The 11,272-nt window shown below is 69.2% G+C and carries 11 protein-coding genes; 2 read left to right on the top strand and 9 right to left on the bottom strand.

The features are described from left to right. Nucleotides 1-22: 22 nt before the first annotated feature. From H5411_RS44115 to H5411_RS44105, 3 genes are read right to left on the bottom strand one after another with little or no spacing between them, the layout of a single operon-like run. A complete protein-coding gene (locus H5411_RS44115; RefSeq protein WP_183127664.1) occupies nt 23-2,194 on the bottom strand; it encodes a xanthine dehydrogenase family protein molybdopterin-binding subunit in 2,172 nt (723 codons plus the stop codon). Further along, on the bottom strand, nt 2,191-3,153 hold the full coding sequence (locus tag H5411_RS44110; protein ID WP_183127662.1) for an FAD binding domain-containing protein: 963 nt from the start codon (nt 3,151-3,153) through the stop codon (nt 2,191-2,193). The genes H5411_RS44115 and H5411_RS44110 overlap by 4 nt, the downstream gene beginning before the upstream one ends. Next, nucleotides 3,140-3,592: a (2Fe-2S)-binding protein gene (locus H5411_RS44105; RefSeq protein WP_183127660.1), complete on the bottom strand. Its 453-nt coding sequence runs from the start codon at nt 3,590-3,592 to the stop codon at nt 3,140-3,142. Before H5411_RS44105 ends, H5411_RS44110 begins: the two co-directional genes overlap by 14 nt. Nucleotides 3,593-3,823: 231 nt before the next feature. Between H5411_RS44105 and H5411_RS44100 the strand changes: the two genes are divergently transcribed. Next, the gene (locus tag H5411_RS44100) at nt 3,824-4,375 is read left to right on the top strand and encodes a TetR/AcrR family transcriptional regulator (protein WP_101435649.1); all 552 of its coding nucleotides are present in this window, start codon (nt 3,824-3,826) and stop codon (nt 4,373-4,375) included. Between the two features lie 12 nt (nt 4,376-4,387). Here the strand turns inward: H5411_RS44100 and H5411_RS44095 are convergent, their stop codons facing one another. The 6 genes from H5411_RS44095 to H5411_RS44070 form a co-directional block, all read right to left on the bottom strand. After that, nucleotides 4,388-4,573 (bottom strand): hypothetical protein, encoded by a 186-nt coding sequence (locus H5411_RS44095; protein WP_183127658.1) that lies wholly within the window; start codon nt 4,571-4,573, stop codon nt 4,388-4,390. 183 nt (nt 4,574-4,756) lie between these two features. Next, the gene (locus tag H5411_RS44090) at nt 4,757-5,185 is read right to left on the bottom strand and encodes an acyl-CoA thioesterase (RefSeq protein ID WP_101435651.1); all 429 of its coding nucleotides are present in this window, start codon (nt 5,183-5,185) and stop codon (nt 4,757-4,759) included. Between the two features lie 10 nt (nt 5,186-5,195). Beyond that, nucleotides 5,196-8,171 (bottom strand): bifunctional [glutamine synthetase] adenylyltransferase/[glutamine synthetase]-adenylyl-L-tyrosine phosphorylase, encoded by a 2,976-nt coding sequence (locus tag H5411_RS44085; RefSeq protein ID WP_101435652.1) that lies wholly within the window; start codon nt 8,169-8,171, stop codon nt 5,196-5,198. 30 nt (nt 8,172-8,201) lie between these two features. Further along, nucleotides 8,202-9,332 (bottom strand): inorganic phosphate transporter, encoded by a 1,131-nt coding sequence (locus H5411_RS44080; RefSeq protein ID WP_167441886.1) that lies wholly within the window; start codon nt 9,330-9,332, stop codon nt 8,202-8,204. 94 nt (nt 9,333-9,426) lie between these two features. Further along, the gene (locus H5411_RS44075; RefSeq protein ID WP_183127656.1) at nt 9,427-10,176 is read right to left on the bottom strand and encodes a type 1 glutamine amidotransferase; all 750 of its coding nucleotides are present in this window, start codon (nt 10,174-10,176) and stop codon (nt 9,427-9,429) included. A gap of 17 nt (nt 10,177-10,193) precedes the next feature. Beyond that, on the bottom strand, nt 10,194-10,589 hold the full coding sequence (locus tag H5411_RS44070; RefSeq protein WP_101435654.1) for a rhodanese-like domain-containing protein: 396 nt from the start codon (nt 10,587-10,589) through the stop codon (nt 10,194-10,196). Nucleotides 10,590-10,714: 125 nt separating this feature from the next. Here H5411_RS44070 and H5411_RS44065 point away from each other — a divergent pair, with 125 nt between their 5' ends. Then, nucleotides 10,715-11,152 carry an Lrp/AsnC family transcriptional regulator gene (locus H5411_RS44065; protein WP_183127654.1) on the top strand — a complete coding sequence of 146 codons (438 nt, stop codon included), beginning with the start codon at nt 10,715-10,717 and terminating at the stop codon, nt 11,150-11,152. Nucleotides 11,153-11,272: the final 120 nt, after the last annotated feature.

Below are 11,272 nucleotides of genomic sequence, written 5' to 3'. Positions count from 1 at the left end.
CGCCTGGACGCCCCCTTCCGGGTCACTCCACCAGCAGATCCTCAATCATGATCGGAATGCTCCGCACCCGGATCCCGGTCGCGTTGCACACCGCGTTCGCCACCGCGGCCGCCATGCCCACCGCGCCGATCTCGCCGACTCCGCGGGCTCCGACCGCGTTGTGCAGCGTGTCCGGGTACTCGACGAACTGCACGTCGATCTCCGGAATGTCGGCGTTGACCGGCAGCAGATAGCTCGCGAAGTCCGCGTTCGCGGGCCGTCCGCTCGGTTCCACTTCCAGTCCCTCGTGCAGGGCCGCGGACACGCCCCAGATCATGCCGCCGGACAGCTGGCTCCGCGCCTGCGTCGGGTTGATGATCCGGCCGCCGTCGAAGACGCCCAGCATCCTCGACACCCGGACCTCGCGGGTCAGCCGGTGCACGCGGACCTCGCAGAACTGCGCGCCGAACGAGCTGAACGAATGCTTCGTCATCTCCTCGCCCGGGGCGGAGGACCCCTTGGCGGACAAGGATTCCCGGCCGATCGCGCGCAGCAGTTCACCGAACGGCATGGTGCCGTGGTTGCCGTGCAGCAGCCCCTCGGCGTACGTGACCACCTCGCCCTCGAACGGCGCGCCCGGCTCGGCGGCGAGCGCCACCAGTTCGTCGAGCAGTTCGGTGGCCGCGAGCATGATCGCGGTGCCGGTGCTCGCCGTGGCGGTCGAGCCGCCGGACATGCCGCCCGGCGCGAACCGGGAATCGCCCAGGTGCGGGGTGACGCGTTCCGGGTCGATGTCGAGGGATTCGGCCCCGATCGTGGCCAGCACGGTGAGCAGCCCGGTGCCCGGGTCGGCCCCGCCGGTGGACACGTCCGCGGTTCCGTCCGCGTTGAGCGTGATCTCGACCGTCGCCGGGAAGCGCAGCCCCGGGAACATCGCGGTCGCCGTGCCCATGCCGACGAGCCAGTCCCCGTCGACGTGCCCGCGCGGAGACCGGTTCGCCCAGCCGAACCGCTGCGCCCCGATCTCGTAGCACTCGTCGAGGTGCTTGCTCGACCACTGCAGATCGACGCCGGGAGGAGCGAGCGAACTGTTGCGCTTGCGCAGTTCGATCGGATCAATCTCGAGCGCGATCGCGAGTTCGTCGATGGCGCTTTCGAGCGCGAACGAACCCGACGCCTCCCCGGGCGCGCGCATGAACGTGCCCGGCGGGATGTGCAGCGGCACCATTTTCTGGCTGATCGACAGGTTCTGCGTCGCGTACCACTCGCGCGAGGTGCCGTGCGACGTCGGCTCCACAAAGGACCGGCTCATCGACGTGGCCGACCAGGAGTCGTGCTGGACCGCGATCAAGGTGCCGTCGCGGTCCGCGCCCAGTGCGATCTTCTGCACCGTGGCCGGCCGGTTCGCGGTCGCCGTGAACACCTGCTCGCGCGTGAGCGCGCACTTCACCGGACGGTCGAGCGCCCTGGCGGCGGCCGCGGCCAGCATCCCCGGAGCCGAGGTGCCCGCCTTGCCGCCGAACGCGCCGCCCACGTACGGGTTCACCGCGTGCACGGCCGACGGCTCAACGCCCAGCACCCCCGCCATTTCCATGGCTTGCAGGTAGCTGGCCTGGTTTCCGCTGTAGAGGGTGAGCTCGCCGCCGTCCCACTTCGCGACCGCCGAATGCGGCTCCATCGCCGCGTGGTTCTGCGTCGCGGTGCGGTAGGTCTCCGAGACGACGACCGGGCTCTGCGCCAAGGCGTCCTCAATGGACTCGACGCCGTCGGCGAGCACCTCGATCGACGGCGCGCTGCCGCGGCTCTCCGGGGCGTCCTCCGCGGTCGCGAGCCCGTCCTCCATGGACGTCAGCGCGGGCTTTTCCTGGTACGAGACCTCGATCAGCCCGGCCGCGTCCCGCGCCTGCTCGAACGTCTCCGCGACGACCAGCCCGATCGGCTGCCCGTAGAACACGACGTCCCGGTCGTGCAGCGGGAGCCACAGGTCCCCCATGAGCTGCGACTTGAACGGGTGCAGTTCGAGCGGATCGAACGGGCTGTACACGCTCACGACCCCGGGCGCGCTCTTCGCCGCGGTCACGTCCATCGCGGTGATCTCGCCGTGCGCGATCGTGCTGAGCACGATGTACCCGTACAGCATGCCGGGGAACGTGCGGTCCAGCGCGTAATCGGCCTGGCCGGTGACCTTCCGCGGAGCGTCCAGCCGCGCGTTCATGCCCGGCTCCCTTCGGTCAGTTCGAGCAGCGCGCGGACGATGGTCCGCTTGAGCAGCGAAGGTTTGAACACGTTGCCGGACAACGGCTTCGCCCCCTCCACCGCCCCCTCGGCGGCGGCTGCGAAAGCTTCCTCGGTCAGCTCCGCGCCGCGCAGCGCCTCTTCCACGGCAGGCAGCCGCCACGGCACCGTGGCGACCCCGCCCGCCGCCACGCGGGCGTTGGCGATCTTCCCGTCGCGCACGTCGAGCGCGACCGCCGCCGAGCACAGCGCGAACTCGTACGACTGCCGGTCGCGGACCTTGACGTAGGTCGAGTTCTCCGCCCAGTCGAGCCGCGGCACGTGCACCTCGGTGATCAGCTCGCCCGGACGCAGGTCGTGCTCGATTTCCGGGGTGTCGCCCGGCAGCCGGTAGAAGTCGGTCAGCGCGACCGTCCGGGTTCCCTCGGCGCTGGCCAGCACGACCTGCGCGTCGAGCGCGACCAGCGCGACCGCGACATCGCTGGCGTGGGTGGCCACGCAGGAATCGCTGGTGCCGAGGATCGCGTGCATCCGGTTGACGCCGGAAATCGCCGAACAGCCGCTGCCCGGCGAACGCCGGTTGCACGGCATCGCGACGTCCCGGAAATACGAGCATCGCGTGCGCTGCATCAGGTTTCCGCCGATGGTGGCCATGTTCCGCAGCTGCTGTGACGCGCTCAGCAGCAGCGCGCGCGAGATCGCCGGGTACACGCCGGGATGCGCGGCGATGTCGCCCATCCGCTCCAGCGCGCCGAAGCGCAGGCCGTCGGCGGTGTCGATGCCCCGCAGCGGCAGGTCGTTGATGTCCAGCACCCGCTGCGGCGTGAGGACGTCGAGCTTCATCAGGTCGACCAGGGTGGTGCCGCCGGCGAGGTAGGTGCCCGCGCTGCCCAGCGCGTCCTCGACCGTGGCGGGTGCGGTCAGCTCAAACGGTCGCATCGGCCTGCCTCGCCTGCTCCACGGCGCGCACGATGTTCGGGTACGCCGAACACCGGCACAGGTTGCCGGACATGAACTCGCGGACGTCGGACACGTCGTCGCGCACCGCGGCGACCGCCGACATCACCTGCCCGGACGTGCAGAACCCGCACTGCAGCGCGTCCTGGTCCACGAACGCCTGCTGCACCGGGTGCAGTTCGTCCTCAGTGGACAGTCCTTCGACGGTGGTGGCGGGACCGCGCACCGCGGCCGCGAGCGTGAGGCAGGACAGCACCGGCTTGCCGTCGACGTGCACGGTGCAGGCGCCGCACTGACCGCGGTCGCAGCCCTTCTTCGGGCCGGTGATGCCCAGCCGCTCGCGCAGCGCGTCCAGGAGGGTCACTCCCGGATCGACGCCGAGCTGCTCGGTTCTTCCATTGACTTCAAGGGAAATGTCCACAGTAGGGTTCGCTTTCCCGCAGTCCGTCCGCGGCGGACGTCCTGCGGCGTGATGGTGGTGGTGACGGCCCTTCGGGAACACGAGCCGTCCGGGTAAACCGGATATTCATCCGCTTGGCTCGCTTTGACCGAGGCTAGCGGATTAGAATCCGCTACGCAACGAAGTGGAGCTACTCCAGGTAGTGCTGGAGCGGCTCCAGGTCCAGACCAGCGAAGGAACGCGGGAGGCGCGATGCCGGTGAGCCCGCGGCGGGCGGACACCCGGCGCAACCACGAACGGATCCTGACGGTCGCGGCGGAAACCGTGAGCCGGGCAGGAGAAGTGTCGTTCAATGCGGTCGCCAAGGAAGCGGGCGTCGGCGTCGGCACGGTGTACCGGCATTTCCCCACGCCGGAATCGCTGGTGCTGGCCGTCTACGAACGCGAGGTGAACCAGCTCGTCGAGATCGTGCCCGAACTGCTTGCCAACCATTCCCCCGATCAGGCCTTGCGCGTCTGGATCGTGGACCACTTGGCGCACTACATGATGACGAAACGCGGGCTGGCCAACGCGTTGCGCGCGTCGCAGAGCGAACTGCCGACGCAGGCGTACACGCGGATGCTCGCCGCGCTGGACACCCTGCGCAAGGCGAACGCGGAAGCGGGCACGATCCGGCCGGACCTGAAGACGGAAACGCTGATGCGCGGCCTTGGCGGCCTGTTTTTCCTTACTCCGGAAGGAGATTGGAAGGCGGAAACCGAAGGAGTGGTGGACCTGGTGTGGCACGGAATGCGGCTGAACTGACCAGGCCACGCGTCAAGCGAGGGCTTCGATGACGGTCCTCGCGCTGGCTTTCGGATAAGCCGTCGAACCGTTGTGCCCGAAGTAGAACGACATGTCCCGCATGAACCGCGGAGTCACCTCGGGTTCGGGAGCATCGGCCTCGCGGTCGGCCGGATTCAGGCCGATCAGAGCGGCGAGTTGTGCCAATGCCGCTCCCACGCCGTCAGTGTCGAAAGTCTGTGCCAGGCGAGCGAGGCCGGCGTCTGCTTCTTCTCGCGCTGCGCCGCTGAGCAGATGGGTCTCCGCTCATGCGGAGTGCAGCCGTCCAGCGATACCTCCAACGAGCTTCGCGCTGCCGGCACTCCCCCTTGGGTTCTTCGAGCCACCGGAGGCGGCGCGAAATCACTCCGAAGTGGACAATACCTTCAAATCGAGCCCGGCCCGCTCGAAATGTCCCCTCGGATCCGGCACCAGCTTGCGCTTCTCCAGATCCATCAGCCCCAGCGTGCACTTGATCTCGGCCGACAGCGTCCCGTCCAGTTTGATGATGCGCGAGGTCATCCAGAACACCTTGCCGTCGCCGAACGAGGCGTCGCAGGTCACGTCCACCACGTCGCCGGCGCGCAGTTCCCGCCGGTAGACGATGTTCGACTCCAGCAGCACCGGTGCGAGCCGCGATTCGCGAAGATTCGCGTCGCCGGCTGCTTCGAAGACCTCCAGCCGCGAAACCTCGCCGTACGAGTGGTACACGGCGTGGTTCAGGTGGCCCAGCGTGTCGAGTTCGTAGTGGCGCACCTTGATGCGAGTGCGGAACGGTTCGCGGTCGGTCACGACGACCAGGCTAGTTGTCGTAGAAGAGTTCCTCGACCACGGCATGCGCGTGCCGCGTCACACGGCGGTAGGCGTCGAGGAACTCGCCGGGATCGTCGTCCACCGAGTAGCCGAACACGCGCGCGACCGCGGCCAGGTCGCGGCCGGTGCCGGGCACCTCGTCCGCCGCTTTGCCGCGCACCAGCATGGTCGCGTTGCGCACGCGCGTGGCGAGCAACCAGGCCTCGCGCAACGAGTCCACCGATTCAGCCGGCGCGAGACCGGCTTCCGCCAAGGCGGTCAGCGCGTCGAGAGTTGACGTCGTCCGCAGGCCGGGCACCTCGTGCGCGTGCTGCAGCTGCAGCAACTGGACAGTCCACTCGACGTCGGCGAGACCGCCGCGGCCGAGTTTCGTGTGCCGCGTCGGGTCGGCTCCGCGCGGGAGCCGTTCGGTCTCCACCCGGGCCTTGATCCGCCGGATCTCGCGCGCGTCCTTCGGGTCGAGCCCGCCTTCCGGATAACGCAGCGGGTCGATCAGGTCGATGAACCGCTCGCCAAGCTCCTCGTCACCGGCGACGAACCGGGCCCGCAGCAACGCCTGCGACTCCCACACCTCGCCCCAGCGCTGGTAATACGCCCGATACGACTCCAGCGTCCGCACGAGCGGCCCGCTGCGACCTTCCGGCCGGAGATCGGCGTCGACGATCAGCGCCGGATCCGCACTAGGCGCGCCGAGGATCTTCCGCACCGTCTCCGCGACCGACGAGGCGAACCGCAGCGCTTCGGCGTCCGGAACCCCTTCGGCGGGCTCGCAGACGAACAGGACGTCCGCGTCCGAGCCGTAGCCCAGTTCCGCTCCGCCGAGCCGTCCCATGCCGATGACCGCGATCGTCGCCGGAGTGCGCCCCAGCTCAGCCTGCCGTTGCCGATAAGCCGCCGACAACGCTCCCTGCAACACCGCCACCCACACGCTCGACAGCGCTTCGCAGACCGACGGAACATCCAGCAGTCCCAGCAAATCCGCGCACGCGACGCGAAGCAGCTCATGCCGACGCAGCGACCGAGCAGCGGTGACCGCAGCACTCAGCCCAGGCTGACGACGCACGGCGGCCCGAAGCGACGTCGCTACTTCGGCTGGCGTGCGTCCGGTCAGCCGAGCCGGATCTCCCAGCAGCTGCAGCACTTCCGGCGCGCGGACGAGCAGGTCTGGAACCAGGTTCGACGTGCCGAGCAGGAAGGCGAGCCGCTCGACGACGGTGCCCTCGTCGCGCAGCACGCGCAGGTACCACGGCGTGTCCTGAAGTGCCTCGGAAACCTTGCGATACGAGAGCAGCCCGCCGTCCGGATCTGGCGTATCCGCCAGGCAATCGAGCAACACCGGGAGCAGCGCCTGCTGAATGGCCGCGCGCCGCGACACCCCGGAGGTCAACGCCTTGATGTGCTGCAGTGCCCCTTCCGGCGCGGCATACCCGAGCGCGGAGAGCCGGCTGGCGGCTTGTTTCGTGGTAAGCCGCAACGCTTCCGTCGGCACATTCGCCACCGACTGCAGCAACGGACGGTAGAAAACCTTCTCGTGCAGCCGCCGAATCCCCTGCGCGTGGCGGCGGAACTCGGCCAGCAGCGCCTCGCCCTGGCTACGCCCGCGAGCCGCCCGAATCCCACAGGCACGCGCGAGGATCCGCAGCTCATCGGTGTCCGACGAGGCGGGGAACAAGTGCGTCCGCCGCAGCCGACGCAGCTGCAGCCGGTGCTCGACAGTCCGCAGGAACTCGTACGACGAGCTCATTTCCGCCGCGTCCGCGCGGCCGACGTACCCGCCGTCGCCCAGCGCGGCCAATGCCTCCAAAGTGGACGGTGAACGCAACGCGGGATCCACCCGGCCGTGCACGAGTTGCAGCAGCTGCACGGCGAACTCGACATCCCGCAGCCCGCCGCGACCCAGCTTCAGCTCACGTTCGAGATGCTCCGACGCGACGTGTTCCTCCACCCGCCGGCGCATCTGCTGGACCTCGGTCACGAAGTTTTCGCGATCCGCGGCGGACCACACCATCGGCGCGACCATCTCCGCGTACTGGCGGCCCAGCTCGACGTCACCGGCCACCGGACGCGCCTTCAGCAAAGCCTGGAACTCCCAGGTCTTCGCCCATTTCTGGTAGTACGCGGTGTGCCCTTCGAGCGTGCGGACCAACGCACCGCTCTTGCCTTCCGGCCGCAGCGCCGCGTCGACCTCGAAGCACGCGTTGCCGACCACCCGCATCATCGTGCTGGCCAGCCGGGTCGCGACGCCGAGGTCCCCGGCGCCGACGAAGATGACGTCGACGTCGCTCACGTAGTTCAGCTCGCGGCCGCCGGTCTTGCCCATCGCGATCACCGCGAGCGTGCCTTCGGCGGACGCGCCGACCTCCTGCTCGGCCACCACCAGCCCGGCCTGCAACGACGCCTCGGCAAGAGTGGTCAGCTCGCTGGCTACGTCACGGAACTCCGGATGGTCCAGCCCGGGCTCGACGAGGTGGCCGAGGTCGGCGGCGGCGATGCCGAGCAGCAGCCCGCGGTATCCAGCGCGCAACGCCTGTTCGGCCGCGGTTCCCGTCGCATAGGTCCCGTCGTCCTGCCGGACCCGCTCAAGCAGCCGGTCGGCGAACTGTGCCGGGTCCGTGCAGCGGTTGCCCGCGAGACAGCGCCACTCGCCCGGATTGGCGACGAGGAAATCCGCCAACGCGGTGGAGGTGCCGAGCACGCCCAGGAGCCGGCCGCGAAACGTGCGGTTCTCGCGGAGTGTGCTGTCCAGCTCCGGCCAACCGGCTTCGTCGGCCTCGCGAATGCGGTCGAGCCCGGCCAGCGCGAGGTCCGGATCCGCGGCGCGCGAGAGCGCGAGGAGGACGTCCGTGGCGCCCTCGGCGGCCCCGCCTTCGTTCCACCAGCCCGCGGCGCGCAGTTGACCGTCGGCCCGGGTGTCGGTGAAGCCGTACCTGGCCGCCGAAGCTGTGGTCCGCGCGCGCTCTGCCATCGCTCACACCGTAGCCGGGCCCGGGGCGGTTCAGGCAGCCAGGCGGTCCGGTTCGGTGTCGACGACGGAGGGTTCGGGGACCTGGAAGCTGTGTGCGGTGACAGGTTTGCGCCGAGACAGGAGGTAGATCCCGGCCGCGAAGAGAATCCCCGCGACGCCGACCGCGATGGTTCCGACCTCGCCGAGCGACGCGATCTTGCCCGCCACCGCGCCGACGACCGCCGCCGCGGGCAGCGTGAACAGCCACGCGAGCACCATCCGGCCTGCCATCCGCCAGCGCACCGGAGCCTCGCGCCTGCCGATTCCAGACCCGACGATGCCGCCCGAGCAGACGTGCGTGGTCGACAGCGGGAACCCGAGGTGCGAGGACAGCAGGATCACGACAGCGCTGCTGGTCTGCGCGGAAAAGCCCTGCGGGCCTTCGATGTCGGTCAGGCCTTTGCCGAGGGTGTGGGTGATCCGCCAGCCGCCGAGATACGTGCCGAGTGCCAGCGCGGACGCGGCACTGATGATCACCCAGACGGGAGGAGCGGACCCGGCGGGAAGGCTGCCGGCCGCGACCAGCGTCAGGGTGATGACGCCCATGGTCTTCTGCGCGTCGTTGGTGCCGTGCGCGAGCGAAACCAGGGACGCCGAGACGATCTGCCCGATCCGGAAACCCCTGCTGCCGCGCTTGCGCACCAGGAACCGGTAGACGAGATAGGTGACCGCGGCCGCCGCCACTCCCGCGATCACCGGTGACGCGGCGGCCGGGACGAGCACCTTGTCCACGATCTTGCCGAAGTGGACGGAATCCGCGCCCGCGGACACCCAGGTCGCGCCGATCAGGCCGCCGAACAGCGCGTGCGACGAACTCGAGGGCAGGCCGACGTACCAGGTGAAGAGGTTCCAGACGATCGCCCCGATGAGCCCGCCGAACACGATGGCGGGCCCGATCCTGGTCTCGTCGACGAGACCGCTGGAAATCGTTTTCGCGACCTCGACCGAGAGGAAGGCGCCGGCCAGGTTCAGCACCGCGGAGATCGCGACGGCGACGCGGGGCCGGAGTGCTCCGGTGGCGATCGAGGTCGCCATCGCGTTCGCCGTGTCGTGGAAGCCGTTGGTGAAATCGAAAATCAGCGCCGTGCAGATCACGACGACAACGAGCAGCGAGGGGTCCACCCCGACCTCCGAACCCTACGGAAATACCTCTCGCAAGGTACCTGACCGTTTGGGTGAACCGTTAACTCGCCGTAAGTGATCCCGACGTCATCCGTTAAGCCAGCGGCAACCGGCGTTGACTTTCCGGAGCCGCTTCCAGCTGACCGGCGGCCAACTGGACGAACCGGCGCGCGAACGGACGCCAGGTCTCGGCGATGTCCGCGTGCACAGAGATGAGGGTGTCGTCCTCCAGTGCGCCCGGACGGGTGAGTTCTGCCATTTCCGGCTCCGCCTCGGCCCAGGCCCGGACGACGTCCGGCGTGGTCTCGATGTGGAACTGGACACCGTAGACACAACGGTTCATCCGGTACGCCTGGTGCGGGTACTTCGGCGTGGACGCGAGCAGTTCGGCGCTCTGCGGCAGGACGGTGATGACGTCACGGTGGAACTGCAGGACGTCCGGGAGGAAGGGCATGTCCGCGAAGAGCGGATCGACCCACGCAGCGTCCTTCTTCGACACGAGCCCAGGCCCGACCTCGGGCCCGGACTCGCCCTCCGAGACCTGCCCGCCGGTGGCGACCGCGAGCAGCTGCGCGCCGAGACAGATCGCCAGCGTCGGCACGGCCTTTCCGGCCGCGGCGGCGAGGAGCTTGCGGACGTCAACGAGCCAGGGGTGCTGGGAGTCGTCGAGCGCACCCATGCCGCCGCCGAGGCAGACCAGTCCGTCGTACCCGTCGAGGCTTGACGGCAGCTCCTGCTCCGGCGGCAGCCGCACGTCGAGTTCAGCGCCGGCCTCGGTGAGCCACTCCCCGAGCGGGCCGAGGGGGTCGCTGGCGTCGGGCTGGATGATGAGCAGACGAGTCACGGCGTCCAGGGTACGGGCTATCCCGCTTCTGTCGGATAGCCGTGGGCGAGCCAGGTCGTGATGCCGCCGGAGAGCCGTTTCACCGTGAAGCCGAGCCGCGCGAGCCGATACGCGCCCTGGGTGGCAGCGTTGCAGTAGATGCTCTCGCAGTAGCAGACGTAGACGAGGTTCCGGTCGAGGTCACGGGTGCTTTCCTCGGTCATTTCCCGATACGGCAAGCAGATCGCGCCCGGCAGGTGGGCTTCGGCGTACGCGCCGGGGCTGCGGGTCTCGACCAGGACGTAGCCGTCGGTTCGTCCGTCCGCGAGATCCTGGGCGAGGTCGACCGGATCGACCTCGAACGCGAGTTCGCGCCCGAAGTACTGGACGGCGTCTGAGGCTTCGCAGGGAAGGGAGAGGATGCGAGGTTTCACGCTGATGATCCTCCCGTTCCGGCCTTGCTCGGGGACAGGGGAAGATCCAGGTGTACCGCCGTCTTCGCCGGGGTTTTCCGGGTCTGGACGGCAGTTGGCTTGGAGTTTCTGGAGAGGGTGCCGCGGTGGACCTGGACGATGTTGATCGGCGCTTGCTGGAGCTTCTCCAGTCCGACGGTCGCCTGACGTTCTCGGAGCTCGGCCGCCGGGTTTCGCTGTCCGCGCCGGCCGTGACGGAGCGGGTGCGCCGGCTGGAGCAGCGCGGGGTGATCACCGGCTACGCGGCGCGCGTCGACCCGGAGAAGCTGGGCCGCCCGATCCAGGCGATGGTCCGGGTCCGCGTCCGCAGCCTCGACGGGTCACGATTCCGTGAGGCGATCCTCCCGCTGCCGGAGATCACCGACGCTGACCACGTCACCGGGGACGAGTGCTGGCTGCTGCGGGTGCACTGCCGCACGACGGCGGAGCTGGAGCGGTTTGTGGAACAGGCCCAGCGCTACGGCGAGACGACGACCTCGCTGGTGTTCTCGTCTCCGGTTCGGGGCCGCGGGCTGCCGCTGTGACCTGGGCATGACGAAGGCCCGGACCCTGGTCTCGGGGTTCGGGCCTTGTCTGGGCCTGGATATGCGTCTGGGCCCCGGGAGAACCACCAGGGGTTCTCGGACCGGGGCCCAGACTTCACA

Origin of the sequence: Amycolatopsis echigonensis (assembly GCF_014174495.1) — a bacterium.
Taxonomy (GTDB): Bacteria; Actinomycetota; Actinomycetes; order Mycobacteriales; family Pseudonocardiaceae; genus Amycolatopsis; species Amycolatopsis echigonensis.
This window is presented reverse-complemented; position numbering and strand designations above follow the sequence as displayed.